The organism is Enterococcus sp. LJL98, assembly GCF_054871745.1.
In genome coordinates, this window is sequence record NZ_JBTXLU010000005.1 from 1 (window position 1) to 26,070 (window position 26,070).

Consider the following 26,070-nt stretch of genomic DNA (forward strand, 5'->3'; position numbering starts at 1 on the left):
CGGGGATAGCTTGGTAAATAAGAGAAACCGCTGTTAGTGAAGAAATAAGCTATCAAGTATGCTCTATTCCCAAGAAGCTCCCACTTCAAGCGTTAAGAACCTTCAGGTTTAGCTAAGTGGTGAGTAGCTCACGTATGCAGGTACGACATACAGAGTTGCATATGAGATAAAAGAGAATACAGTCATACCGATATTACTTTGTGGTACTCACGAAAATTTTTATGAACAGCTAAAAGGAGCCGTGACATAAGTAGTCCCTTAAAGTAGAAATCAAAATAAAAAATGGTATGGATTTATAATTTCTTTCGAAATTTAGATCCATACCATTTTTTTCTGCCTCTTAGGTTATTCCTTTCTCGCTCTAACTGCTAATTTATGCATGTTCAGAGCCATAATTAGAATCCCTGTTTCTTTTCTTACCTTATCAATCCCTCGTAACATGAATCGATTGAACCCCAAAGAAGCTTTCATCCGTCCAAACACCGTTTCAACATCGATTTTTCGACGTGCGTAAATAGAAGCGGTCTCCTTGGATGAAAGAAGCCTCTTTTGTTTTGCTTTAAAATACTCAAGTTCTGGATTGACCTGTATCAATCGAACGTTTCCTGATTTCGTCAGTGATTGCGGGATCAACTCTTGTTCTTCATTATATTTTTCAGCTTTGTATTCTTTTAAGTATCGCATGAAGCCATTTTTATCTTTGCGTTCTCGGTAGGCATGAAATGTAAAACGCACACCTAGTGAATCAATATAAAAATCATCTTCGGGAAAGTAGTCCCAATTCATGACCTTCTTTTCATCCGTTTGCCATTTCTTACTTTTTTCTTTTAGCATGGTTGAATATGGAATGAGGGCCGTGTGCTTAGGAAGCATATCTTCCAGATAGCGATAATTACTTTCTGAACCATATCCTGCATCTGCGACAATATATTTAGGTGCTTGTTCTTTTAGTTTCATTCGCTCTAACAATGGGATAAGAGTACGAGTATCCGTCGGGTTTTGGTAAATATCATAGCCTAGAATGAATTGATTACAAGTAGCGATTTGTAAATTATACGCAGGTTTCAATTGACCATTCATCATCGGATCTTCTTTTACGCGCATAAAAGTGGCATCATGGTCTGTTTTGGAGTAACGATTACGAATGCCATAAATGGATGATTGTATCTTGTGTTCGACCATTTTATTTCGTCGTTCATTCAGTTTTCTTGTCTGTTCCTTGAGATAACGACGTTCTTGTTTCCAAGGGTTAGGAGAAATTTTATTTGTTTCTTCGACTTCTTTTTCTAAATCCTCTAGACGTAGTTCGAGACGTGTAATGATTTCATCTAGAAATTCTAAGGTTAGATTTGAGCCCTCTGGAATATGTGAAGCCTGATGGGCTTCCTTTAGCTCAGTTAAAAGTGCATAAATCTTTTCACGATTCATTTGATCAAAACGAATCGTATTTTTCTTCCATACGAAACTATATTTATTTGCATCCGCCAATATTTTTGTGCCATCAATGAACAGTGCATCATCAATTAACTGTTCTTTTCGTAGATAGGCTGTCAGATGGTCAAGTCCTTTATTAATGAGCATCTCTAAGTCATTCGATTCTCTGAAGCGAGCAATTGTCCGATAGGTTGGTTGGCTTTCTTGGGTTAACCATCGAGCAGGTAAGCTTTCTTCCGCTAGCTGTTCGATTTTCCGACTACTAAAAACACTTCGAGTGTAGGCGAAGAGCACCAATTTTAGCATCATACTCAAACTGTATTCTCTTGGACGGCCAAAAAGATAGGCTTCACTAATTTCTAAATTTTCCATGAGTTCATTGATGAACCAAGCGGTGTTTTCTTTTTTAGGTTCATCGCTCGTTGAAATTTCTAAAGTTATTTGATTTATGTTATAATTAAGTTTCATTTGTATCATCCTTTCGAGGGTGGTTAATTAGAGTGCGGGAGTAGTGATCCTGTGCTCTTTTTTATTGTACCAAAAAACCCAGAAAAGCGGATAAAATATCCTTTTTCTGGGTTTCTTCTGGGACTTATGTCACAGTCTCAATTTGACAAATCATATTATAAAAAATTAGTGTCAAATGAAATGAATTGTTGTATAATAGACATAAGGAATCCCCCCTGGAGTACGTGCCTGTTTGGGCAACCAAATTGTACCATATGGAGGGATTCTTTTTTTGTGGTTTCATTGGGATAACATCTGGGGCTAAGCAGCGGGTATTTCACAAATCGAGTCTTTTACTCACGTGAATATCCATTTTTGTTTCAATATTTTCATGAATAAAGTGATGTTTATCTAAACGTCTGATTGTTTCACTATAAACATCTTTTTCTTTTGAAGGATCAATTATAGAAATTATTAAACAATAGTCAGTGCTTAGATTTTCACCATTGTTTTGATAGTGTTTAGTTACAAAATCTCTATATTGTCCTTCTAAAAATAAATACCAATTTCTTTCAGCGCTTAAATATTTCTCATTCGCATCTCTTAATTCACTTAAGTCACAATCATATTTTTTTATAGGATAATATTTATCTCCAAACTTGATTTGTAACCGTTCAGTTCCATATGAGATGTTTTGCTTCATTTTATTTTTTGCGTACAGCTCAGTATTTAATAAATTCTTTGCATCTAGTCTCCCAATGGGGTTAAACAGGCGATACCTTCCTTCTCGATCGAACTTTTTTGAAAATGTCCCAAATTTTAAAGATAAATTTGATTGACAGTATTCATCACCTAATCCTGAACTTAAAATTGGATCGTATACTAATGTGGCTTTTATCCGACCAATAAACTTCCCATCTGAAACTAAGTTCCCAGGGAATGGAAAATCCATAATATCAATATTTCGACTTTTTTTAAGGTTTCCTCGAAGTAAAAGAGTTGCAGAATGGTCTTCTTCTCCAAGAATAAATTCTGCATTTTTAGGTTTTCCATACCCGAGTTTTTGTAATTTTTCTTCCCATTTAATCATGGGTGACTCATTGTATCCTGCGGAATGGACAAGTAAGGCTTTGATTAGAAGTGGATCAAACTTTTGTTCTAGCAGCATATCAATCTCAGCAGCTGTTTTTGCAATTTTTGGAGTAGAGAAGCTTGTGCCTACCTGCCTTTCTTCTATACAATCACCAGAAAAGCCAATCTCTCCAATCACTTCAAATTCATTTTTCGCTGATGGATTTTCTTTTAACGCAAATACATCGCCACCATAACCAACTACATCAGGTTTAATGATATTTGCTGGCCCTCGTCCTATTCTAGAATAGGGTGAGGGATATTCTGCCAATGTGTGACCAAAATCATCTGAAGTTCTATTAATAGAACCTACAGTAATCGCTCTAACGCTATCAGCACCAATGCTTAGTTTACCAGCTATTCCACCTGAATAAAACGAAGCGTCATTTCCTGCAGACTTAAAAATTAAAACTCGATATTCACCTTGAATACGATCTAATTCAACACCAAAATCTGAGAATTGATCATTTTGAATTTCACCAGCTAAACTAATCGATAAGTTCCAAATATTAACATCAGGGTTATTTTTAATTGCATCCTCAATATTTCTAATAAGTTCAGGACCAGATATGGGTGTACTAGGAACTACAGGAACATCCACAATTTTACATCCCATTACAACCGAATCACGATACCCATTCAATTTATCACCATGAATCAGTAAAGATGCGATATAAGTTCCATGATCTGTATTAAGATCGTGCTCCGGATAGTTTGAACCTTTTCCTTTGATTACCCATTCTTTTGTAAATTCATTTAGTTCAACACCTGAATCGAGTAAACCCACAATTGGATAAGTCTTATCATTTTCATAACTCACAAAATTGTCCTTTATCGAGAAATCAACGCTTAAAAGTGGAAAGGGAGGCAGCGTTTCTTCCAATGGTTCAATACTTTTAATGGGTAGATTTTTAATGAATTGAAGCTTATCTAAATTACTTTCTCTTATCAAAATGATTTCTGAACGACCGTATTTTTCTAAATTAAAGGGAATACTACTTTCTTTTAGCATTTTTAAAGTATAATTTTTTGCATTTAGGTTTAACTCTTTATTTCGAAAATCCAAGAACGACATTTTGTGTATTGCTTGTCTTGTAAGGACTTCCAAATGTGGTTTGTATTCTGAAATTGTATCAATAGCAGAGATGACAATATCATTTTTTTCGATATCCAAAATTCGAGAATGAATGACATCCATATCTTTTGAGTCTGGAACTTTCAAAATCATTGAATATTCAGAATTCATCCCTATTTGTACTAGGCTTCCCGTAACTGAGAATAAATCAATAATTTTAGATTGATGTGATTTTGCCTTAGCTTGCTTAATAAATTCGACTGTAACTACCTTAGGCACGCCCATCACTTCATTCAAATCCCATAAACGATTTATTGAAGCGATTTCTGAACTAAGTCCTTGACTATGAGCTTGTAGCTGTTCTCCTGACAATACCCACTTTGGTTTTTTTGTGTCTCCACCTCCCGGAGTTTTTCCGTTGTCTACTTCTCTTTGTTGAAAGCGGATGATTGGGTGTTTATCTGACATGTTATTCCTCCTTTAATACATTTCTTATTTTCCTTAATGAGACATTTAAGACACTTGCAACTTCTTTTTGTGATACTTTGTGTTGCAACAAGTACTTTATAGATTCATCTATCGATTCCTTTCCAATGCGTTCTCTAAGGAAGATTTCATAGAAAAGTTGTGAGTAGTTTAAAATGTCATCATTTCGTATTAATGTTTTTTTTGCAGCTGATAGAACGACATTTTTTATATCTGCTGGAGAGTATCCCTCTGTAACATATGCTAATTCTGTCACTTTTTTTTGATCATTAGAGAAATTAGTCTCCATAATACTTGAATATTCAAGTATTAAATCTTTTCTTAACTTGTCATCCGGTAAATCTAATTTGATAATTTTATCAAATCTTCGCCAAACCGCTTCATCAAGTAATTTCTCATGATTTGTGGCAGCTATCAAAATACTGTTTTCATTAAAACTATCCATATTTTGTAGTAAGCTGTTCACAACTCTTTTCAATTCTCCCAATTCATTCTTATCATCTCTAATTTTAGCTAAAACATCAAATTCATCTAAAAACAAAATACATGGACGTTGAGAAGCATAATCAAATACTTTACGGATGTTTTTTGCTGTATTACCTAAAAGTGATGAGACAATCCCGTCTAATCTTGCAGTAATAAGTGGTAATCCGGTTTGTAAACTTATGAATTTAGCCAATGAGGTTTTTCCAGTTCCTGGTTTTCCGTATAAGAGTAAGTGATTATTAAAATCAATGTCTGCCATTATAAGCTTATCTCTATTTAGATACGAAGCGATAAAATCTAGGACCTCATTTTCCACAATTTCATTAAATATCAAACTTTCTTTTGATTCAGTGGGCATAAAAATATCAACCATCTCTACCTTAGTGTCTTTATCAAAAGGTTTTGAATTTAACCCGTCCAAAGTTGACAAATGTGTGTTATTTTCGGCAAGAAGCCGATTAATTTTATTTCCAATATTTTTTTGACCATCTTCAATAAGATAATCAGCTAATCTTTTTGAATAGTTAATGACCTTTTGTTTGTCATTTGAGATGCCACCTTCAATAATTTTTAGAATTTCAGAATACATATCTATCCCCCTCCGATAGACCGTAATATACCATATTTGTTACTATTTATCAATATATCGAGTGGTTTAATCAGATATTCGTTATCTATAATTGTTTTTGTGTAATCCAAATCATGATAAGTGTGTTTTTTTGGTTTTGGATTTGATCGTTTTATGCTAGAATGAAAAAAAGGATAGAAAGAAGGGGATATTTTGTCCAATTTAATTAAAACAGCGATACCAACTGATCAAAAAGCAATTGCATTTCTAAAGTCAACTCCAGAGAAATACCCAAGCCTTGATATAACTCCTTTTGTTGCAAAAGAGTTGTATAATACTTATATTTTTAATAAACGTCATTTTAATTGCCCTACTGATGGGTGTGATGCACCAGTCACTTGTCGGTCAATTGACCCATCTAGCAAAAACAAACCTACATTTGTCAATCAATCACTTTTAATTAATAAACATTCATCTTGTTGTCCTTATCACCCAAATAATTATGAATCAAACGTGACCTACACAACTTTCTTAGGGGAGTCTCTTAAATCTTACAAAAGTGGTGAAACCATATTTGACTTATCTTTAACTCGTGGATTTCAACCATCAGATCATTCTACAATTAAAGGGATACACAATTCAGCTCAATCTATATTAACTACTAAGAAAAAAACAAACAAAACAGGAACGTCAAAAGCTACTAAAGAAGGAAAAAGCGTAAGAAAACACTTGAAATCTTTAGTAGAACATGTCGAAATGTATAAACATAATCCGGACTTTTCTATTCTTACTAACAAGTCTAGCCATCCAATTCCAATTAAATATATGTTTAAGTATTTAAAAGGAAATGTCGAATTTGAAGATTTAAGTGCAGTAAGATATACATATATTTACTATAGTCAAGCTTTTTTATCAAAAACTAGGAAACCTTCTGTGCTTAGACTATCTTTCAAATGTCCTATAGCTGTGGACGGTCTAATTATGTATCCATCTTTAATTATTTCTAAAAAACATATTGAGAATGAATATCCTGATATTTATTCTCAATTTGTTAGTGGCACAGAAACAGAGTTCACAGTTTTCACAACGTTACCTTTTTTTAAAAAATACCTTTCGCCTGATGAAGTATATATTAACTTTTCTTCTTTTCTCGAATCGACCGAGATTGATCCCTTTAGTGATGAACTATTTTATAATTTATCTATTCGTCGATTGTAAAATTAAGCGAGACAAATAAAAAAACATTTATATCACACTTAAATTGTTATGCCTGCTAAAAAATACAAGGAGAATGAACACAAATGATCGACACCCATCCTACGGCGATGATAGTGACCTATTTACATCCAGAAATACCCGCTGCTATTGTTACCAGAAAGATCAAGAGTGACAGACAAATGGTTTGCAATGCCTACGTTTTTTTAGTAATACAAAATAAAAAATGGTTGCTTTATTTGTGTTTAGAATTAAACAAACGATTGAAATACAGATAGAGATATAGCACGTACTCGATAGGAAAAATTTTGAAAGTAACTAGGTGTCAAGCCAAAAACGTTGAGAGATTGCTAGACGAAAACATTCCCTCGTCTTGGGAAAGTTATTACCAATCGTTGAAAGAACACTTAAGGTCAATTTGAGAAATAGGAACTTTTAAAAAAGACTCATCAAAATGAACGTCTGAAAGAATCTTTTACTGCAAATAAAAATAAATACGACTATAATAAAAGAAAAAAACAGGTAAAAGATGTCTACGATGACCCCAAAATATCAAGAGAGTATTTCGTCAGAAGTAAGAAGAGAGGCGCTCATGCGGATGTTGCCGCCAAATAAAGAAAGTGTGGCAAAAATCAGTCGAGAGTTAAATATTCCTGAAACCACACTTTTTAGGTGGTGTAAAGAAGAAGGAGGCGAGTTGTTTTTGGAAGTGGCATCGGAGTCGGAAAAGAAGTTTTAGATTATATACTGTCATTGGTAAATCTTTATGGTATGGTGTCTATGAACCGGGTCGTGAATACCTATAACAAACAAAACAAGCTCCCAATTGAAAAAGAAGCCGTTGCAAAATATCTGGAAGAGTTACCTAGTTACCTCTCGAACCATCATGTTTACGTTTATGAAGATTACTTCGTGATGGAGGCCATCTATCTGTTTGACCAAATGGAAGAAATGTTGGGTGAAAAAGCAGGGAAACCTTACTATTTGCCTCCGAAAGAAGAATTGTTGAAGTATTGTGACGATCAATATTTTGAAGAAAGTGAAGCCTATAAGCAATTTTCTTTGAAAATGCATCAGTTATTTCCTCGAATGCATCCGGTCAGACTCGACGAGATGATTTTGGAAGCACGTGATCTCTGCGCATTAAACGAAGAACTTTCACGTGTTCTAGATAGTCTGGAGATGCTAGGACTCTCGTTGTCGAACATGAAAGTCGTCAATCAGGTAGCTCAGGAGGTTACTGAGTTAGCGAACCATACACGGTTATGGGAAAATAATGGCTTTACACCGAATGAGCTTTTTGAAATTGTAGAGAAAAAATCATTGAAACCTTTGCCGGCGCAACCTTTTATTTTTGGTCAACCACCAGCTCAAAAAAAACATTCAAAAAACAAAAATAATTGGACGTGATGATCCTTGTTCTTGTGGCAGTGGGAAAAAATACAAAAAGTGCTGCTTGAAATGAAGGTACTGCTTGTCATCAATTCACCGAAGCCAAATCCCTGTCCTTAAAAAAGACATAAGAAAAGCATCCAAAAGCTTTCTTTCGATTGTAATCTTCTTTAAAGCATGCTATTCTATGTGAGTAGTATTTCTTGATATGTAAATGAAGCATTGGTCATTCAAAAGAGTCACCATTTACCCTTCCATTCACACTTAAGTTGGTATTGCAAAAAAATAAGCACACTTGGTGTGTCAATTGGAGGTAACGTTTATGAATAACGGTACAGTAAAATGGTTTAACGCAGACAAAGGTTTTGGATTTATCACAGCAGAAGATGGGAAAGATGTTTTCGCACATTTCTCAGCAATCCAAGGTGAAGGATTCAAATCATTAGACGAAGGTCAAGCAGTAACTTTTGATATCGAAGAAGGCCAACGCGGTTTACAAGCAGTAAACATCGTTAAAGCTTAATTAAATTTAAAAGTGAATCGGTCTTACGAGGGTCTCCCTCGTAAGGCTTTTTTTGTCATTCACAAAAAATGTAAGAGCAGCCACAAGTTTCTTTTAGCTGTTTTTTTCTTTCTTCTGACCAGGAAAGGAATTGAATCTTTTTAATTGATAATCATTCTCAATTAGGTTATATTATGAGGAACAATGAAAAGGATGGTGTCATATGGAAATTTATTGGACGGAGATTCAAAAGGTGATTGAAGAAACACCCGAGGTTCGAACGTATCACTTAGCGTGTCCCAAGGGCGTTACTTGGGAAGAAGGCGCACATATTCATCTGGCGTTGGCAGGGTTCAATGCAGGGGACAAGCCCAATCGTGCCCTTGTTCGTCATATGTCGATTTCAACAACCATGGCAGAAAAAACCATTGGAATTACGACCCGAATCAAGGAGGAGTGTTCCGAGTTCAAGTCGATTTTACGTCAACTTCCGCTTGGCGAAAAAGTCGCATTGTTTAAAATCAACAGCAACCTCGCCTTAAGAAAAGAAAACCGCCCGATTTATCTCCTGTCATCTGGTGTCGGACTGGCTTCTTTTCGTCCCTTAACCTTACAATATTTTGCCGATCAAACAGGCGTCCCAGCCGTGCATTCCCTGAACGTCTCGGTTCCTGGAGAAGACACCTTATTTGCAGACGTGTTTAGGACACAAGCAGACAAACATTTTCAATCGGAATTTGTCAACTCTCGCCAAGCTTACTATCAGGCGGCAGCTACCTTAGCCAACGATCAATCCGGATTGTTTTACTTAGTAGGTAGCGATGAATTTTTACAAGAAAACATTCTATTCTTACAAGAACGCGGCATCGCTTTCGACCAAATCGTTATCGACAAACATCCCGACCGTCGGACCGCTTTCTTCGAAGCAATGACGCCAACTGCGGCAATAAAATAAATGGGAATGATAGATAGAAAAAGCAAAAACCTCTTTCTCAAAGGTTTTTGCTTTTTTTGATGGGGGAATTGGACTCAATGAAGTCGTTTCCTAGTTGAACTTTAATTTGTTGATGTTTAGAAAGTTTTGAGCCGCTAATGCAACACCGCCAAAAACAATCGATTTCTCGCCTAAAGAGCTAGTTGTGATTTTGATGTTATTCGAAAATTTTCCTGAAAGATTTTGTTTAACAATTTCTATCAGATCAGGGATGTTTTCATAAATTTGGCTATTGATAATAATTGTTTGCGGACTTAAAATACTCGAAATATTATTAATACCGATACTTAGCAAATAGGCATTTTCCTGTAGCGTATTTACAATTCTTTCATTTTTTTGCTCGTACATTGTCTTGATTGTAAGATTGTCAAATGGCTTGTTGTGAAAGAGTGGCGTCAATTTATTATAAAGCGCGCTAGTCGATGCATATTGTTCTAAACATCCTTTGTTTCCGCAAGGACACTTTATTCCATTTGGGAAAAGAATTGAATGTCCAATTTCTCCGGCTTCACCGTTGACTCCTTTTTGCAATAGTCCATCAATGACAATTCCAGCACCAATTCCGCTATGAATGCTAATTCCCACTAAATTTTGGGTTTCTGGTCCGAAACAATAAGCACCGAGAGCGACCAAGTTGGCTTCATTTTCAATAAAAATGGGGCAAGGGTATATCTTTTTTAAGGTGTTGTAAAGGTAAAACCCAGTTAAATCATAGTATGGGGTGAAAAGAACCTCATTGTTATGAACGACACCATGGACTCCGATGGTAATCCCACGGAGTTCTTCGTAAGAGCCTTGCGTAATTTCGCTAATAAGTTGGTTGATTAGGTCGACAACGTTCTCTCGATGGATACGAATATTTTCTTTTTTTATCCATCGAATTTCTTTCCCATCCAAATAAGCGGAAATACCACTAATATAATTGATTCCTACATCAATTGAAATAACAGTAGCAATTTTAGGATTGAATTCTAATAGGACAGGCTTTCTCCCCCCCACAGAACTTGCATGACCAATGCCGGTTTCAAAAACGAATTGTTCTTCAATCATTTTTTTTATGATTGCCGAAACAGAGGCTTTGTTTAGACCAGTCAGTTTGGATAGGTCTGCTCGAGAGATATTTTTATGATCAATAATTGCTTTTAAAATAACGGATTCATTTTGTTGACGAATGTCAAACTTATCAGAAATCATTTTTTTCTCCAATCTTAAATTATTATTTATTATAAAAAATAACGCCACATTAAAGATGTATTGTTTGTAAGAATATGTAAAAAACAATCAATCTTTTTAATTATACGCGACAAATAATACTCTTGACAATGTGAAAGCGGTGTTTTATACTCAGGTACATAAGTTAGTTTAGCGAACAAACAAACTAAAAGCAAGAAGATTGTATCATGTTGATTGTATTTTTATCATTTTAGTGAAAGCGTTTCTAAAATGAAGGGAAAGAATCAAAACGTTACAGGAAATTATTAGCAAAATGTTTAATCAATCGATTGATTAGTAAGGGGGATAATAATGATTAGGATTCACGAAAGTTATATTGAAAAAAAATATGACAATGAATTATTAAGAATTGATGCATGGGGGAAAGACGGTTTTAGAGTTCGAGCTTTTGCTGACCGGAAATACAAAGATGAAAACTTTGCCCTATTAGATCCTGAAGAAATTCAAGGTCATAAGATCGAGGTGCTTCATCACAATGGTAATGAGATTACTGTTCAAAACGGTAAGATAAAAGCCGTGATCGACCACCGTGATCGTATTACTTTTTATGATGCGAAAGACAATATCTTATTGCGTGAGTACATCCGTTTACGTGCGGTAAAACACGATGATGGTGCTGAGGACGTTGGGACGATTGAAATTACCAAAGATTTTAACTCCACACTAAAATTAAAATCTAGGGAATTTAAAGCAAACTATGGTGGTTTGTTCGAAACAACGACGCGATTTGAATCTGACGAGAATGAAAAAATATTTGGCATGGGGCAATACCAGCATGAATTTTTAGATTTAAAGAATACGAAATTAGAATTAGCGCAAAGAAACTCACAAATGTCTATTCCGTTTTATATTTCGAGTTTAAATTATGGCTTTTTGTGGAATAATCCGGGATATGGTGAAGTAACATTTGCTAAAAACTTGACTGAATGGAATATGAAAGCGACAAGCTCGATTGATTACTGGATTACAACCGGCGATAGCTTAAAAGAAATCTCTAAAAACTATGCTGAAGTAACTGGTACGGTACCATTAATGCCTAAAGAAATGTTAGGGTTGTGGCAAAGTAAGTTAAGATATCGCACGCCAGATGAAGTGTTAGATGTCGTGAAAAAATACGATAGTAAAGGAATTCAATTATCAACCATTGCGATTGACTATTTCCATTGGCCAAAACAAGGGGAGTACCGCTTTGATGAAGATTTTTGGCCAGAACCAGAAAAATTAATTAAGGAATTAAAAGAAAAATACAAGGTAGAACCAATTCTTTCTATTTGGCCAACTGTACAGTCAGATGCAGCAAATTATGAAGATTATTTAGAAGGTGGCTACCTCATTAATGTGAATCGTGGTGTTCGACTCACAATGTTAATTCAGGGAACCACGGTATTCTTGGACACAACAAATCCTGAAGCAAGAGAATATGTATGGGATCGGATTAAGAAAAATTATAAAGATTTAGGAATTGATTATTACTGGATAGATGTTGCAGAGCCAGGCTATGCTGTTTACGATTTCGATAACTATCGATACGATAGTGGGTCTGCACTTGAAACAGCCAACCTTTACCCAATTGGTTTCCTCAAGATGGTTCATGATGGCATGAATACCAAGAATCACTCGGTTGTAACATTAGTTCGAGGAGCATGGGCTGGTGCACAAAAATATGGTGCATTAGGATGGTCAGGGGACATTGATTCAAGCTTTGAAGCCTTTAATCACCAAGTAAATACGGGACTAAACGTCGGAATGGCCGGTTTACCATGGTGGACGACTGATATCGGAGGATTTCATGGAGGGGATCCAGCTGATGTGGAATTTAGAGAGTTAATTGTTCGCTGGTTCCAATACTCAACATTTTCACCAGTATTACGAATGCATGGCGACCGCTTGCCACATAGTGCGCCGCTATCAAATAGTGGTGGTGGTTCAATGCCAACAGGTGCTCCGAATGAAATTTGGTCGTTTGGTTCAGAAGTAGAAGAAATCTTAGAAAAATATTTACAAGTAAGAGAATTACTTAAAGATTACATTCATGGATTAATGAAAGAAGCACATGAAGATGGCTTACCATTAATGAGAACATTGTTTTATGAGTATCCAAACGATAAAGAGGCTTGGGAAGTTGATAACACCTACCTCTTTGGTTCGGACTTATTAGTCGCACCAATTATGAATTATAAAGATCGAACAAGAAACGTTTATTTACCTGAAGGTGAAAATTGGATTCACATCTATAGCAATCAAGAATATTCAGGTGGTGCTTCTTATGAAATTGATGCGCCAATTAATCAAATTCCAATTTTTGTGAAAAAATCAAGTAAGGACGACTTTGCTGACTTGCTTACGTACACAACCAAAGCGTTTCAATAATTTAAACAAAGTGTAGGTGGGATTTGGATGTTTTTGAATAAAGATGTTGAAGTAACACAGAATTCATTTATTGTACGAGATGGCGATCAAAATTTGATTGTTCAAGAATGGGGTAAGAATACGGTTCGAATCACTTGTTCTCGAGATGAACTGAACAACATTCATAAAAGTCAAAGAATTGAAGAGTTGAACAAAAATATTGAATCAAGTTCTTCCATTTTGAAAGAAGAAAACCAAGTAACCTTGTTGAACAATGATTTAAAAGTAGTCTATGACGAAGAAAAATTAGTATTTTATTATAGAGAGAAACAAGTGTTAAAAGAATTCTCTCGAAAGCAAAGTCAGGTTAGGAGGACAATCGGTATTGATGATCATATACCGATTGTCGATGCACCATCTTCTTCACTGAACCTTTCTCCAAGAGAGTTTCGTTTTCGTTCCCCAAATACATATCAAGCGACACTAAGATTTGAAGGGGACGAACATGAAAAAATCTTTGGACTGGGGGGCTATCAAGAAGAAAACCTAGACAAAAATTTAGGTTCTTATGAGTTAATGCAAAGAAATTCTCAAACGTCGATCCCATTTTATTTATCGAATAAAAATTATGGATTTATTTGGAACGATGCTTCGGTTGGGGAAGTGAATTTTAGTAAAAACCAAAAAAAATGGACGAGCTTTTCGACAGATGCCATTGATTATTTGGTGACAGTGGGTGAAACACCTAAAGTGATTCTCGAGAGTTTTACTGAGATGACAGGAAGAACACCTGAAATGAATCGTGATTTATTGGGATTATGGCAAAGTAAACTAAGGTACCAAACGATTGATGAAGTAAAAGAAGTTTATGAGCAATACCGAAAAAGAAAAATCAACTTATCTGTTTTAGTCATTGACTATTTTCACTGGACTGCGGATGGTGATTTTGAGTTTGACTTCAATTACTGGCAAGGAATCAAAGAACTTTCAAAAATACTAAAAGAAACAAACACTCAGTTCATGGTTTCTTTATGGCCAACGGTAACCAAGGAGAGTAAACACTACAGAGAGTATGTCAATAATCAGATGATTATTCAAGCAAAGGAAGGATCGAGTGCCTTATTTGATGGAAAAGACATTTTAGATTTTTCGAACCCAAAGACCGCACTGAAGCTTCAATCTTTGCTTGATAAAAATTATCGCAAAAATGAGATTGATTTATTTTGGGCAGATCAAGCGGAACCTGAAATGGATCAGTATGAACATCATAGGTACTCAGTCTATGAAGGCGATTTCTCAAAAGTAGCCAGTCGTTACCCTTATCATTACTTAAAAGCTGTTCAATCAAGTCATTCGTCGGCTAAAAATATGAATCCAGTTTTAATTCGTTCTGCCTGGTTTAACTCTCAAAAATACGGTGCACTTGCTTGGTCAGGAGATATTGAAAGCTCTTTCGCTTCTTTAAGAAAGCAAATTCAGATTGGGCTTAATATGGGGATGAGTGGCATCTCGTGGTGGACTAGTGATATTGCCGGATTCCATAGTGGAAACAGTGAAAGTTCAAGTTTTCAAGAGCTAATGATTCGCTGGTTTCAATTTGCAGTCTTCAGTCCTATTTTACGAATGCACGGTGACCGTCAACCCCATACCCAACGTATTGGGGAAAGTGGTGGTGGCGTTCGAACAAGTGGTGGCCCGAATGAGATATGGTCATTTGGACCGCAAGTTGAGCGAATTTTAACGAAGTTTACTCAAATCCGGGAGAATTTAAAACCCTATATCGCGTCTGTCTACCAAGAAAGTACGGAATATGGCTACCCACTAATGAGAAGTTTGTTTTTTGAATTTCCTGAAGATAAAGAAACTTGGAGTGAAACGACAAATTATATGTTTGGAAGCTCGTTACTGATTGTTCCTATCGTTGAAGAAGCGTTAACAGAGGTTGAAGTTTATTTTCCTGAGGGGCAGACTTGGATTGATGTCTTTTCAAACGAACGTTTTAATGGGGGACAAACATACAATATTCGACTATCTTTAGAACAGATACCTGTTTTTTGTAAGTCTGGAACGCTATTGGAAAAAGAGTACATAGAGCTATTTGATGTGAAGTAATTTGATTTTATTTTATAGAAAGAAAGGATTGTTTTAAATGGGAGTAGTTATTGCAAGAATAGATCAAAGATTAGTACATGGGATTGTTGTCACACAATGGGCGAGTTCAACAAAAGCTAAACGAATTATGGTTGTCGATGATGCCGTTGCGAATGACGAGCCAAGAAAAGCCGCTATGCGAATGAGCAAGCCTGCTGGAACTGGAATGTCATTGATTGGTAAAGATACAGCAATTGCGAATTTTAATGAAGGAAAATATGATAATCATAATGTTTTATTGGTTGTAAATAATGTTGCGGTTTTATTAGATCTTGTAAAAAGTGGTGTAGTCATTCCAAAAGTAAACATCGGAATTATGTTAGATAGTGAAGAACGTACAAAATATGAAAAGAACTTTGCAGCAACCGATGAAGAACTACAACAATTAAAAGAATTATCTGATCTGGGCATTCCGGTATCTTACCAGTTCACACCATCAGATAAAGAAGAGCCATTATCTAAATACCTATAGGATAAGAGATCAAGAAAAGAGGGAGAAAAATGCCAGAATTTTTACAAAATATCTTAATTATATTATTACCAATGTATGCTTTAATTGATAATCGAGGAATTACGGTAATGAACCACTGGCCGGTGACAGTGGGATTGTTTGCTGGACTTATTATGGGAGACCTTCCTACAGCTTTAGCGATTGCCGGGACATTCCAATTGATGAGTTTAGGTGTCGCAGCACTTGGAGGATCATCGGTTCCAGACTACGCGTTAGCTACTGTTGTCGCAATTTATTTAAACGCACGTACTGGTTTAGACGTTGGTGCATCGGTTGCGATCGGCTTACCAGTAGGGATATTAGCGATTAATTTAGATGTATTGACTCGAACATTAAATTCATTGATTACTGAAAAATCAAAGAAATATTTAGAACAAAGAGAATTTAAAAAAATGCAAACAGTGAATTTTTTAAGTATTTTTTTAGTTGCGATGCAAGCTTTTATCCCGATGATTATTTTAGTCGCATTCGGACCAGCAGCGGTTCAATCAATTATTGAGTTTATTCCAGATTGGGTTACGGCTGGATTAAACGTGGCTGGTGGAATGCTTCCAGTAGTCGGTGTGGCGATGCTCATGCGTTATATGCCAACAGGTCGTTACATTTGGGCTTTATTAGTCGGCTTTGTGATGGCTGCCTACTCAGCAATGCCAATTTTAGCAATATCCATTATTGGTTTTGCACTCGCTATTTATACATACAATAAATTAGCAACTACAAAAGTAACTGCTGTAACCGATCAAAATTCAGAAATCGAGATGGGAGATGACTTTGATGAGTAATATCGATAGCCAATCAGTGAACTCTGTGACGAATAAATTATCAAAAAAAGAACGTAGAAATGCAGCGTGGCGCTGGTCCTTTATAGGTAGTAACAATGTCAACTATGGGACGTTACAAGGGACAGGTTATGCCTGGTCAATGGCTCGTTCTCTTCGTAAAATTTATCCGAATGATGATGATTACGTAGAAGCGATGAAAGTAGAGTATGAGTATTTTAATATTACGCCGTACATGGGTCCGCTAGTAATCGGTGCAGATTTAGCGATGCAAGAAAAAGAAGGAACAGAATCGTTGGAGGCTGTGCGCTCTATTAAAACCTCTCTAATGGGACCGTTATCAGGTATCGGGGACTCTTTACTTTGGGTTTTATATCCAACGATTATGGGATCAATTAGTGGCTATATGGCATTAGATGGCAATCCCATTGGTGCAATTATTTGGATGATTTTAAACTTAGGTTTAGTTTGGATGCGTTTGAAACTATTTGATTTAGGTTTTGAGTCCGGCACACGTTTGATTACGGATATGGCAGATAAATTATCTGCCATCACAGAAGCGGCTTCTGTGATGGGGTTGACAGTGGTCGGAAGTTTAATCGCAACCGTTGTAAAGGTTTATACTCCTTTAGAGTTTCGTTTTGGTGATGTTACTCTAGGTTTGCAAGAAGAAGTATTTAATAAAATCTTACCTTCTTTATTACCAGTATTGTTAACCGTACTCGTATATTGGTTAATGGAAAAGAAAAAATGGGGCTTCTTAAAAATCATTTTTTCAATCATTATTCTTTCGCTGATTGGTGCATTCTTTGGCGTACTTGGAGTAGCATAGAAATAATGATTAAAGCTTATTAAGGGAGAATTGAAATGAAGAAAATAATTATTGCGACACATCATTATTTAGCTAAAGGTATGAAGGATACATTAGAGTATATTGTACCGAATACCGTAGAAGTAATTGATATTAGTGCGTATATTGATAATGTTTCCGTTGAAAATCAAATTTTAGCTGAACTGGATAAATTTGATAAGAATGAACAAATTATCGTTTTTACCGATTTGCTCGGTGGTTCCGTAAACCAGGAATTTGTGAAGAAAATGAAAGATTACAACATCGAATTAATTACAGGTGCCAATCTCCCAGTCTTGATTACTATCGTTTTAGGTATGGGAGATGGAGAGTTATCCAAAGATACGATTCGTCTTGCAATTGAAGAAGCGAAAAATCAACTTGTTTATGTGAATGACTTTCTTGAAACGCAAGAAGTTGACGATGACGACGAGTGATTGCTTCATTCCTTAATGAAAAGAACATCTATTATTCTATGGAATAGTGGATGTTCTTTTTTGAACGCAGTATTTAACCAATTACAGAGAAACATTAGTAATCTATTTAATAGAATCCTTTCACTCCCCCCCAACTTGCAGCAGTTTTTTTCCCTTATCTATGCTATTCTTAAAGCAAGAAGAATGTCAGAAAGGATCAAGCGATGAAAAAAGTACGTGTTTTACTTTACCTAGAAGTGGCCGAACAAATCAAAAAAGATATTTTTACCGGGAAATATCCAGTCGGTTCCATGCTACCGACGGAAAATGAACTGGAAGAAATGTTTGGTGTAAGCAAGATTACCGTTCGCAAGGCGATTGAGCTCTTAGCAGCGGATGAATATGTTGAAAAGAAAAGTGGTCGAGGCACGACGGTTTTGAGCAACCGCCCGTATAATCGCTTGTCGAAGGCGGAGAGTTTTACGCAAATTTTACAAAATTCGCAACATGAAGTGCGTAAAGAAGTGCTTGATTTGCAAAAATTAGAGGTGAAAAAAGGGGAACTCTTATTTGATTTATTCGGCGAACAAGTTGTTCGTTTCGAACGCTTGTATTATTTGGATGAGCAACCTTATATTTATTTTGTGCACTATTTACCGCCAGCGATGTTTGACTTTCAGGTGGAAACTTTTGCGAAAGAATCCTTGTATCGCTTGCTAATGCAAAAAGATTATACGATTGACTCTTTTTCAGATGATTTCTTGGGTGTACGACTCACCACTCGAGAGCAAGCGATTTTACAAACGGAGGAAGTAATCGGTACGAAGCGTATTCGTCGCTCCACAACGGCGGAAGGCCAGATGGTTGAATATTCTGAAGCGATATACAATACAAATTTACATCCGTATCGGATTGATTATGAGGTTTAGATGAATTGTCCTTAGACGTTTAAAACGTGCTGTTTCTGGCATTTTTTAAACGTCTTTTTTTCTATCTCATTTTTCTTTCAGGCGGTTCAATAGAAAAAGAAGATGTGCTTTTACAGTTAACCGTTTACAAATAAAAAAGAGTGTGCTAATATCTTGGGTGTAAACATTATAATGTTATAATTAAAAAACGAGGAGGAAATAAAAAATGGAGAAGTTTGTTGGGTTGATTGAACAAAAAATTATGCCGGTTGCCAATCGAATCGGGACACAGCGACATATGACTGCGATTCGAAAGGGAATTATTGCGACGATGCCGTTAACAATTGTTGGTTCATTTTTTACCATATTGCTAAACATTCCTGTCGATTCTATTGCTGCATTGATTGAGCCGTATCGTGAAATTTTAGATATTCCATTTCGTTACACTGTCGGGATTTTAGCCTTATATGCGACTTTTGGAATCGCTTCGGCTTTAGCCAAGAGTTATAAGCTAGATGCGCTGACTGCGGGGATTTTGTCCTTGATGTCTTTCTTGATTGTTGCTGCGCCACCGCTTCGAGTCTTTGAAAATGTGGAGGAAGTAATTGGAGCAGGTCGCTACATTAATATCGCTAATCTGGGTTCTGGTTCACTCTTCGGTGCGATTGTAACGGCGATTGTTTCAGTGGAAATTTATCGTTTCTTTTTAGAAAAAGAAATTACGATCAAAATGCCCGATGGTGTTCCACCTGAAGTAACCAACTCTTTTGTCGCTCTAATTCCAGGAGCAGTCATTTTAGTTTTCTTCTGGGTCTTGCGTCACATGATTGGTTTTGATCTGAACGGTTTCTTGAGTCAATTATTAATGCCATTAAAAGGAGTACTAGCAGGAAACAGCTTATTCGGTGGCTTATTAACCGTCTTCTTAATTTGTTTCTTTTGGGTGCTTGGGATTCATGGTCCAGCAATTATGGGTCCTGTGATTCGTCCGTTTTGGGATATTTCCATTGCAGAAAACATTGACGCCTTTAATGCTGGAGTCAGCGCACACGAAATGCCGAATATCTTTACCGAACAATTTTTACAATGGTTTGTTTGGATTGGTGGTGCCGGGACTACGCTTGCACTGGTCGTTTTATTTATGTTTTCGAAGTCTCAGTATTTAAAGAGCTTGGGTCGCCTATCGTTTTTACCAGGTTTGTTTAATATTAATGAACCGATGATTTTTGGAGCACCGATTGTCATGAACCCAGTCTTAGGGATTCCCTTTATTGTTGCGCCTTTAATCACCACTACGATTTCTTATGTATTGACGGTGAGTGGTCTAATTCCAATGATGGTTGCTCGTTTGCCTTTTGCCATGCCTGCTCCAATTGCAGCTTGGATGAGTACAAATTGGAGTGTCGGTGCAGGGGTTTTAGTTGTCTTTAACTTTGCATTGACACTAGCGATTTATTATCCATTCTTCAAGGTTTTTGAAAAACAACAATTAACTAGAGAAGCGGAAGAACGGGCACTTGAAGAACAAGCTGCTGAGCAACTCAAGCAAGTCACTGCTTAAAACAAAAAGGGAAGTTGTGCTGGTGGCCTAGGAAAGTTTAGGTCACCACCCTTCCTTTTTTCAATGAAAGGAAACAGGAGGGAACAACATGCAATTAGTCAGTGCTATCATCTTTTTATTTATTAGTCATATATACTTAGAGAAAAGGGGATTACCTGATGTGTTAGAACAAATGAAGTTACGTTTTGTTTTTCTATTGACTCTGGGTTTCATTTTTCTTACGATTCTCTTAGGAAGATGGCTCCCTTTTGGTGACGTACTCGTTATGAGTGTGACGGTTAGTTGTTCCACAGCAATTGCTTTTAAGTATCGAAATAAAATCGAAAAAATCGAACGGAGAGTGCGAAAATGAAAAGAGCGTTAGGTGTGTCTGTCTATCCAGATCATAGTGATCCACAAGAGGATCGAAGCTATCTTGAATTAGCAAAAAAATATGGTTTTAGTCGAATTTTCATGAGTATGTTAGAGGTAGCAGAAGGAGCAGAAGTGGTAAAGAAGAAGTTCAAGGACTTAATTTCCTTTGCCAAGGATTTAGGGTTTGAAACGATTTTAGACGTCGCACCCGCTGTTTTTGAGCAATTAAATATTTCCTATGGCGATTTGACTTTTTTCCATGAAGTGGGGGCCGATGGAATTCGTTTGGATGTTGGGTTTGATGGCAATAAAGAGGCGATGCTGACTTACAATGATTTTCACTTAGCCATTGAGTTGAACATGAGTAACGATGTGGCTTATTTGGATAACATTTTGTCCTATCAAGCCAACAAGCCTTTCTTATACGGTTGCCATAATTTTTATCCGCAAGAAGGGACGGCTTTGCCCTATGATTTTTTTGAAAAATGTAGCATTCGTTTCAAAAAACAAGGCTTACGTACGGCCGCCTTCGTCAATTCTCAAGTTGGTAAGATTGGACCTTGGGATATTAATGATGGCTTGCCAACTTTAGAAATGCACCGACATTTACCGGTAGCGGTTGCCGGGAAACATTTGTTTGCGACCGGCTTGATAGATGACGTAATCATCGGAAATGCCTACGCTTCAGAGGCAGAATTGAAAGCGCTTGGTGGAATCAACCGTTATCAAACCGCCTTAACAATTGATTTTGTTCCAGGGGTCAATCCAGTGGAGAAGGCGATTGTACTTGACGAGCTGCATTTTCGTCGAGGCGATATTACCGCCCAAGTGGCTCGTTCGACAGAAGTTCGGAAAAAATATAAAGAGGAAGTCAATCCCGCGCATGATTCCGCTATTGAATTTCAAAGAGGCGATGTGGTGATTGGGAATGATGGTTTTGGAAAATATAAAAATGAATTACAAATTGTGCTTGAACCACATCGCGATTCACGAAAAAATAAGGTCGGACACATCGTACCGGAAGAGTTGATTTTATTACCATTTATTGAACCGTGGACAAAATATCGTTTCGTAGAAAAATAGGAGGAGTCTCATGAAAATTGGTGCGTATGGTGAAGTGATGTTACGAATGAACCCACCAGAATATTTAACTTTAGAACAAACGGATACCGTACGTTTGATGTATACCGGTACAGGAGTGAATATCCTAGGGAACTTGGCGCATTTTGAAATCGACAGTTTCTTGTTGACGGCTTTACCGGAAAACCGTCTGGGAGATGCCGCTATGGCAAAGCTTAGAAGTTTTGGCATTCAAACGACTTATACTCTTCAAGAGGGGCAGCATCTCGGTTCCTATTTTGCAGAAATGGGCTACGGGCCACGTCCAACTGAAGTTACCTATCAAAATCGATTAAACAGTTCCTTTTGCTTAACGGCAAAAGAAAGCTACGACTTGTCTGCTTTTGTCACAGAAATGGACGTGATTCACATTTGCGGCATTAATTTAAGTTTAACGAAACAGACGGTCGAAACAGCACTTACGCTAGCAAAAAAGGCTCACGAAGCGGGAAAAAAGGTATGTTTTGATTTTAATTTCCGTCCAAGTCTCAATCAAGAGCTTGGAAAAAAAGAAGAAATGCGAGCGCAATATGAACAGATTTTACCTTATTGTACGCTTGTCTTCGGTAGCCTACGTGATTTAACAGAATTGTTGGGGTGGAAGCAAGGGGAAGAATCGGAAATTGCCTTGATCCAAGCCTTTTTGAAACACTATGATATTGAGTGGTTTGCCGGAACGACACGGAGCCAAGTCGGCCATCAAAAACAGTTAAGTGGCTATCTTGTGACGCAAACCTCGGCGACTGAAACGGCTCCTTACCCTTTGGAGATTTTAGATCGTATCGGAGCCGGTGATGGCTACGCGGCAGGAGTTCTCCTTGGATTTGCAGAAAATTGGCCAATTGAAAAAACCGTGGCGTTTTCACTGGCAAATGCGCGTCTGGCGCATACGATTCAAGGCGATACCCCTTTAACCAATCGGCGACAAGTCGAACAATTACTCAACCATCCAACCACCGATTTGGTGCGTTGATGCCATTTTTTTGAAAGAGGAGAATGTTCATATGAAGGAGAAAGTACTCAAAGGCGGACGTTTCATTTCGGGAGCACCTTGTGAGTTGGCTTTTGTAAACGGGAAAATCGTGGAAGTAGCACCAGTGATTGATGCCAAGGGCCGTGAAGTGATTGATATTACGGGCAAGTTCCTTTCAGCTGGTTGGATTGATGACCATGTTCATTGTTACGAGGAAATGGATTTATATTATGATTACCCGGATGCAATCGGTGTGACGCAAGGCGTGACGACCGTCATTGACGCGGGAACGACGGGTGCAGAAAACATTCAACGTTTTTATGCGCTCGCGCAAAAGTCAAAAACAAACGTCTACGCCTTACTCAATATTTCGAAGTGGGGCATTGTCGAACAAGACGAGTTGGCAGACTTAACGAAAATCCAAGAACAGCTGATTCAGCAAGCAATCAAAGACTTGCCGGATTTCATTGTGGGGATAAAGGCGCGGATGAGTAAAACGGTGGTCGGAGACAATGGAGTGACGCCGCTAGATTTAGCCAAGAAAATCCAAAAAGAAAACGACAACCTGCCGTTAATGGTACACATTGGTTCTGCTCCACCGACCTTGGAAGAAGTACTCGCTCGGCTAGAAGCTGGTGATGTATTAACACACTGCTTTAATGGCAAGCCCAATGGGATTTTGGATCAAAGGGCCGGCTGGATCAAACCGATTGCGATTCGAGCTTATAAAAAAGGCCTCATTTTTGATATCGGGCATGGCACGGATAGTTTTAATTTTCATGTGGCAGAAACCGCCTTGAAATCAAATATTAAGGCGCAAACGATTAGTACCGATATTTATATCCGCAATCGTGAAAATGGACCCGTTTATAACTTAGCGACGACGATGGAAAAATTACATGTAGTTGGTTATACCTGGGAAGAAATTATTGAAAAGGTAACGAGTGCCCCAGCGAAAGCCTTTCATTTGAATGGCAAAGGGCAATTGGCTGTCGGGTATGACGCAGATATGACCGTCTTTGAATTCATCGATGGGGAAAAAGTCTTAACGGATTCGAATGGACAAAAACGAACAACTTCTGTACAAATTCGACCCGTGAAAACAATCATTGGAGGCAAAGTTTATGCAAACGAGTTATGAGAAATTTGGATTAAAAGAAGTCGTTAATGCTTCGGGGCGCATGACGATTTTAGGTGTGTCAAAAGTTTCTGAATCGGTTTTAGCCGCCCAGCGTTTTGGTGGGGAACACTTCTTTGAAATGGAAGATTTGGGCGTCAAGATTGGGGCGTATCTAGGCGAGTTACTGCAAGCAGAAGATGCCCAAGTCGTTTCTTCGGCTTCGGCAGGAATTGCGCTGTCTGTCGCTGGTGTCATCGGTCAAGGAGACTTGTACCACGTCTATCATCCTTACACCCCAAAAATAACGAGACGCGAAATCATTTTACCTAAAGGGCATAATGTCGATTACGGCACACCCGTCGAGGTCATGGTGGAACAAGGAGGCGGTGTCGTGGTTGAAGCGGGGTACGCCAATGGATGCACGCCGGAACACGTGGAAAGAATGATTACACCAGAAACGGCTGGGTTACTCTACATCAAGAGCCATCACACCGTTCAAAAAAGCATGCTAACGGTAGAAGAAATGGCTACGGTCGCTAAAAAACATGACTTGCCACTCATTGTCGACGCGGCAGCAGAAGAAGATTTGTTGCGGTACTATCAAGCTGGCGCGGACCTGGTCATTTATTCTGGCGCAAAGGCCATCGAAGGACCAAGTGCCGGTCTCGTTCTTGGAAAGAAAGCAGCCATCGCTTGGGTCCGTTTACAAGGAAAAGGCATTGGGCGCGCCATGAAGATTGGCAAGGACAATATTTTAGGTTTTGCACAAGCAGTGGAGGATTATGTCAAAAATGGCAGTGAAGCGGGCGAAGCGATGAAAGCGCGTTTGGTACCTTTTATTACGGCTTTAAATACGGTCCCTCATATACAAGCGGAAGTCGTGCGAGACAGTGCCGGTCGTGCCATTTATCGGGCAAGCATCAAAGTCACTGGTGACAAGACGGCCACACAAGTGATTGCGGAATTAAAAACCAAAAGCCCGGCAATCTACACCCGTGAGTACCAAGCCAATCAAGGGATCATTGAATTTGATATTCGATCGGTTAATCAAGCAGAAATGGAAAAAATCGTGCAACGTCTGCAAGAAATTTTAGGATAATGAGAAAGAAGGAAAAAAAGATGTCATTAACACCCAACTATTTAGCCAATCGTATTTGTTTAAACGTCTTAGCAAACTCCGTGGAAAATGCACAAGCCTGCTATGAAGCAGCGGAGGGACACGTGATTTTAGGTGTGTTGTCAAAAGCTTATGCAACCGATGAAGCGGCGATTGAAGACATGAAAAAATACCAAGCAGCAACTAACAACGCCTTATCCGTTGGTCTCGGTGCAGGAGACCCCAACCAAAGTGAAATGGTTTCACGAATTTCAGCAGTATTACAACCGCAACACGTCAACCAAGTCTTCACCGGCGCCCCCATTTCTCGTGCCTTGCTTGGACAAAAGGAAACGGTGGTCAATGCCTTAATTTCTCCGACTGGCAAAGTCGGTTACGTGAACATCGCTACGGGTCCTTTAAGCTCAGAAGCTGCTGCCGCAGAAGTCCCGATCGATACCGCCATTGCCTTATTAAAAGACATGGGGGCAAGTTCGGTGAAATACTTCCCAATGAAAGGACTCGCGCATAAAGACGAGTACGTGGAAGTTGCCAAAGCTTGCGCGCGCAACGATTTTTATTTAGAACCGACTGGCGGGATTGATTTAGCTAATTTTGAAGAAATTGTTCAAATCGCTGTCGATGCAGGTGTGAAAAAAATCATACCACACGTTTATAGTTCGATTATCGATCCAGAAACAGGCGACACACGCCCAGAAGACGTTAAGCAATTGCTAGCGCTGATGGTGAAGGTGTTGGGCTAGGGATTTGCATATGAATTCAAGAAAAAGGGATTGTGACCAAAAAAGTCACAATCCCTTGGTGTTTTATGAACGTTTGGCGGATGAATGGGCAACAAAAGGCGGTTCTTTCGGAAACTTCATGAAATTCGAGCAACTGAAAAAGCCAATTGTTTGAAT

The 26,070-nt window shown here is 37.8% G+C and carries 23 protein-coding genes and 2 pseudogenes; 21 read left to right on the forward strand and 4 right to left on the reverse strand.

All coding sequences use genetic code 11. From position 1 onward, the window contains the following. Window positions 1-133: 133 nt before the first annotated feature. Window positions 134-250: pseudogene (locus ACYSNO_RS05335) on the forward strand (type II toxin-antitoxin system RelE/ParE family toxin); the annotation flags it as partial. Between the two features lie 119 nt (window positions 251-369). On the opposite strand, the pseudogene ACYSNO_RS05340 reads toward ACYSNO_RS05335, so the two are convergent. The 3 genes and pseudogenes from ACYSNO_RS05340 to ACYSNO_RS05350 all read right to left on the reverse strand — a co-directional run. Continuing rightward, window positions 370-1,902 (reverse strand): annotated as a pseudogene (locus ACYSNO_RS05340) (IS1182 family transposase); the annotation flags it as partial. A gap of 316 nt (window positions 1,903-2,218) precedes the next feature. Then, window positions 2,219-4,555, reverse strand: a complete 2,337-nt coding sequence (locus ACYSNO_RS05345) for a S8 family peptidase (protein ID WP_461730049.1) — start codon at window positions 4,553-4,555, stop codon at window positions 2,219-2,221. Between the two features lies 1 nt (window position 4,556). Beyond that, window positions 4,557-5,648 carry an AAA family ATPase gene (locus ACYSNO_RS05350; protein ID WP_461730050.1) on the reverse strand — a complete coding sequence of 364 codons (1,092 nt, stop codon included), beginning with the start codon at window positions 5,646-5,648 and terminating at the stop codon, window positions 4,557-4,559. A 192-nt stretch (window positions 5,649-5,840) separates the two neighbouring features. On the opposite strand from ACYSNO_RS05350, the gene ACYSNO_RS05355 reads away from it, so the two are divergent. From ACYSNO_RS05355 to ACYSNO_RS05380, 6 genes are all read left to right on the forward strand, one after another. Next, window positions 5,841-6,845: a hypothetical protein gene (locus ACYSNO_RS05355; RefSeq protein ID WP_461730051.1), complete on the forward strand. Its 1,005-nt coding sequence runs from the start codon at window positions 5,841-5,843 to the stop codon at window positions 6,843-6,845. Between the two features lie 535 nt (window positions 6,846-7,380). Next, window positions 7,381-7,581, forward strand: a complete 201-nt coding sequence (locus ACYSNO_RS05360) for a helix-turn-helix domain-containing protein (protein ID WP_461730052.1) — start codon at window positions 7,381-7,383, stop codon at window positions 7,579-7,581. A gap of 53 nt (window positions 7,582-7,634) precedes the next feature. Beyond that, on the forward strand, window positions 7,635-8,252 hold the full coding sequence (locus ACYSNO_RS05365; RefSeq protein WP_461730053.1) for a hypothetical protein: 618 nt from the start codon (window positions 7,635-7,637) through the stop codon (window positions 8,250-8,252). After that, a complete protein-coding gene (locus ACYSNO_RS05370) occupies window positions 8,242-8,307 on the forward strand; it encodes an SEC-C metal-binding domain-containing protein (RefSeq protein ID WP_461730175.1) in 66 nt (21 codons plus the stop codon). Before ACYSNO_RS05365 ends, ACYSNO_RS05370 begins: the two co-directional genes overlap by 11 nt. A 249-nt stretch (window positions 8,308-8,556) precedes the next feature. Continuing rightward, window positions 8,557-8,757, forward strand: a complete 201-nt coding sequence (locus tag ACYSNO_RS05375) for a cold-shock protein (protein ID WP_379964948.1) — start codon at window positions 8,557-8,559, stop codon at window positions 8,755-8,757. Window positions 8,758-8,959: 202 nt separating this feature from the next. Further along, on the forward strand, window positions 8,960-9,691 hold the full coding sequence (locus tag ACYSNO_RS05380; protein ID WP_461730054.1) for a dihydropteridine reductase: 732 nt from the start codon (window positions 8,960-8,962) through the stop codon (window positions 9,689-9,691). A 90-nt stretch (window positions 9,692-9,781) separates the two neighbouring features. Here ACYSNO_RS05380 and ACYSNO_RS05385 read toward each other — a convergent pair whose 3' ends face one another. Next, window positions 9,782-10,924: an ROK family protein gene (locus ACYSNO_RS05385; protein ID WP_461730055.1), complete on the reverse strand. Its 1,143-nt coding sequence runs from the start codon at window positions 10,922-10,924 to the stop codon at window positions 9,782-9,784. A 330-nt stretch (window positions 10,925-11,254) separates the two neighbouring features. On the opposite strand from ACYSNO_RS05385, the gene ACYSNO_RS05390 reads away from it, so the two are divergent. The 14 genes from ACYSNO_RS05390 (at window position 11,255) to dagF (ending at window position 25,914) form a co-directional block, all read left to right on the forward strand. Next, window positions 11,255-13,333, forward strand: coding sequence for a glycoside hydrolase family 31 protein (locus tag ACYSNO_RS05390; protein ID WP_461730056.1), 2,079 nt, complete (start codon window positions 11,255-11,257; stop codon window positions 13,331-13,333). A gap of 27 nt (window positions 13,334-13,360) precedes the next feature. Beyond that, on the forward strand, window positions 13,361-15,424 hold the full coding sequence (locus ACYSNO_RS05395) for a TIM-barrel domain-containing protein (protein WP_461730057.1): 2,064 nt from the start codon (window positions 13,361-13,363) through the stop codon (window positions 15,422-15,424). 37 nt (window positions 15,425-15,461) lie between these two features. Beyond that, window positions 15,462-15,935, forward strand: a complete 474-nt coding sequence (locus ACYSNO_RS05400) for a PTS system mannose/fructose/N-acetylgalactosamine-transporter subunit IIB (RefSeq protein WP_461730058.1) — start codon at window positions 15,462-15,464, stop codon at window positions 15,933-15,935. A gap of 29 nt (window positions 15,936-15,964) precedes the next feature. After that, the gene (locus ACYSNO_RS05405) at window positions 15,965-16,756 is read left to right on the forward strand and encodes a PTS mannose/fructose/sorbose/N-acetylgalactosamine transporter subunit IIC (RefSeq protein WP_461730059.1); all 792 of its coding nucleotides are present in this window, start codon (window positions 15,965-15,967) and stop codon (window positions 16,754-16,756) included. Beyond that, window positions 16,749-17,585, forward strand: a complete 837-nt coding sequence (locus ACYSNO_RS05410) for a PTS system mannose/fructose/sorbose family transporter subunit IID (protein WP_461730060.1) — start codon at window positions 16,749-16,751, stop codon at window positions 17,583-17,585. Before ACYSNO_RS05405 ends, ACYSNO_RS05410 begins: the two co-directional genes overlap by 8 nt. A 35-nt stretch (window positions 17,586-17,620) precedes the next feature. Then, window positions 17,621-18,040, forward strand: a complete 420-nt coding sequence (locus tag ACYSNO_RS05415; RefSeq protein WP_461730061.1) for a PTS sugar transporter subunit IIA — start codon at window positions 17,621-17,623, stop codon at window positions 18,038-18,040. A gap of 203 nt (window positions 18,041-18,243) precedes the next feature. Then, window positions 18,244-18,948, forward strand: coding sequence for a GntR family transcriptional regulator (locus ACYSNO_RS05420; RefSeq protein ID WP_461730062.1), 705 nt, complete (start codon window positions 18,244-18,246; stop codon window positions 18,946-18,948). A gap of 205 nt (window positions 18,949-19,153) precedes the next feature. After that, window positions 19,154-20,488 (forward strand): PTS sugar transporter subunit IIC, encoded by a 1,335-nt coding sequence (locus tag ACYSNO_RS05425; RefSeq protein WP_461730063.1) that lies wholly within the window; start codon window positions 19,154-19,156, stop codon window positions 20,486-20,488. 88 nt (window positions 20,489-20,576) lie between these two features. Then, window positions 20,577-20,840 carry a hypothetical protein gene (locus tag ACYSNO_RS05430; protein WP_461730064.1) on the forward strand — a complete coding sequence of 88 codons (264 nt, stop codon included), beginning with the start codon at window positions 20,577-20,579 and terminating at the stop codon, window positions 20,838-20,840. Next, window positions 20,837-21,925, forward strand: coding sequence for a DUF871 domain-containing protein (locus tag ACYSNO_RS05435; protein ID WP_461730065.1), 1,089 nt, complete (start codon window positions 20,837-20,839; stop codon window positions 21,923-21,925). The genes ACYSNO_RS05430 and ACYSNO_RS05435 overlap by 4 nt, the downstream gene beginning before the upstream one ends. Window positions 21,926-21,935: 10 nt before the next feature. Next, on the forward strand, window positions 21,936-22,934 hold the full coding sequence (locus ACYSNO_RS05440; RefSeq protein WP_461730066.1) for a sugar kinase: 999 nt from the start codon (window positions 21,936-21,938) through the stop codon (window positions 22,932-22,934). A 31-nt stretch (window positions 22,935-22,965) separates the two neighbouring features. After that, window positions 22,966-24,075, forward strand: a complete 1,110-nt coding sequence (locus tag ACYSNO_RS05445; protein ID WP_461730067.1) for an amidohydrolase/deacetylase family metallohydrolase — start codon at window positions 22,966-22,968, stop codon at window positions 24,073-24,075. After that, window positions 24,059-25,153 carry a DgaE family pyridoxal phosphate-dependent ammonia lyase gene (locus ACYSNO_RS05450; RefSeq protein ID WP_461730068.1) on the forward strand — a complete coding sequence of 365 codons (1,095 nt, stop codon included), beginning with the start codon at window positions 24,059-24,061 and terminating at the stop codon, window positions 25,151-25,153. Before ACYSNO_RS05445 ends, ACYSNO_RS05450 begins: the two co-directional genes overlap by 17 nt. Window positions 25,154-25,173: 20 nt before the next feature. Continuing rightward, window positions 25,174-25,914, forward strand: a complete 741-nt coding sequence (gene dagF / locus ACYSNO_RS05455; RefSeq protein WP_461730069.1) for a 2-dehydro-3-deoxy-phosphogluconate aldolase — start codon at window positions 25,174-25,176, stop codon at window positions 25,912-25,914. Window positions 25,915-26,070 lie beyond the last annotated feature (156 nt).

What these genes read in the sequence shown, in the direction of transcription:
- ACYSNO_RS05345 (WP_461730049.1), bottom strand. Translation starts at nt 4,555, where the DNA reads ATGTCAGATAAACACCCAATCATCCGCTTTCAACAAAGAGAAGTAGAC.
- ACYSNO_RS05350 (WP_461730050.1), bottom strand. Translation starts at nt 5,648, where the DNA reads ATGTATTCTGAAATTCTAAAAATTATTGAAGGTGGCATCTCAAATGAC.
- ACYSNO_RS05360 (WP_461730052.1), top strand. Translation starts at nt 7,381, where the DNA reads ATGACCCCAAAATATCAAGAGAGTATTTCGTCAGAAGTAAGAAGAGAG.
- ACYSNO_RS05375 (WP_379964948.1), top strand. Translation starts at nt 8,557, where the DNA reads ATGAATAACGGTACAGTAAAATGGTTTAACGCAGACAAAGGTTTTGGA.
- ACYSNO_RS05380 (WP_461730054.1), top strand. Translation starts at nt 8,960, where the DNA reads ATGGAAATTTATTGGACGGAGATTCAAAAGGTGATTGAAGAAACACCC.
- ACYSNO_RS05385 (WP_461730055.1), bottom strand. Translation starts at nt 10,924, where the DNA reads ATGATTTCTGATAAGTTTGACATTCGTCAACAAAATGAATCCGTTATT.
- ACYSNO_RS05390 (WP_461730056.1), top strand. Translation starts at nt 11,255, where the DNA reads ATGATTAGGATTCACGAAAGTTATATTGAAAAAAAATATGACAATGAA.
- ACYSNO_RS05395 (WP_461730057.1), top strand. Translation starts at nt 13,361, where the DNA reads ATGTTTTTGAATAAAGATGTTGAAGTAACACAGAATTCATTTATTGTA.
- ACYSNO_RS05400 (WP_461730058.1), top strand. Translation starts at nt 15,462, where the DNA reads ATGGGAGTAGTTATTGCAAGAATAGATCAAAGATTAGTACATGGGATT.
- ACYSNO_RS05405 (WP_461730059.1), top strand. Translation starts at nt 15,965, where the DNA reads ATGCCAGAATTTTTACAAAATATCTTAATTATATTATTACCAATGTAT.
- ACYSNO_RS05410 (WP_461730060.1), top strand. Translation starts at nt 16,749, where the DNA reads ATGAGTAATATCGATAGCCAATCAGTGAACTCTGTGACGAATAAATTA.
- ACYSNO_RS05415 (WP_461730061.1), top strand. Translation starts at nt 17,621, where the DNA reads ATGAAGAAAATAATTATTGCGACACATCATTATTTAGCTAAAGGTATG.
- ACYSNO_RS05420 (WP_461730062.1), top strand. Translation starts at nt 18,244, where the DNA reads ATGAAAAAAGTACGTGTTTTACTTTACCTAGAAGTGGCCGAACAAATC.
- ACYSNO_RS05425 (WP_461730063.1), top strand. Translation starts at nt 19,154, where the DNA reads ATGGAGAAGTTTGTTGGGTTGATTGAACAAAAAATTATGCCGGTTGCC.
- ACYSNO_RS05430 (WP_461730064.1), top strand. Translation starts at nt 20,577, where the DNA reads ATGCAATTAGTCAGTGCTATCATCTTTTTATTTATTAGTCATATATAC.
- ACYSNO_RS05435 (WP_461730065.1), top strand. Translation starts at nt 20,837, where the DNA reads ATGAAAAGAGCGTTAGGTGTGTCTGTCTATCCAGATCATAGTGATCCA.
- ACYSNO_RS05440 (WP_461730066.1), top strand. Translation starts at nt 21,936, where the DNA reads ATGAAAATTGGTGCGTATGGTGAAGTGATGTTACGAATGAACCCACCA.
- ACYSNO_RS05445 (WP_461730067.1), top strand. Translation starts at nt 22,966, where the DNA reads ATGAAGGAGAAAGTACTCAAAGGCGGACGTTTCATTTCGGGAGCACCT.
- ACYSNO_RS05450 (WP_461730068.1), top strand. Translation starts at nt 24,059, where the DNA reads ATGCAAACGAGTTATGAGAAATTTGGATTAAAAGAAGTCGTTAATGCT.
- dagF (WP_461730069.1), top strand. Translation starts at nt 25,174, where the DNA reads ATGTCATTAACACCCAACTATTTAGCCAATCGTATTTGTTTAAACGTC.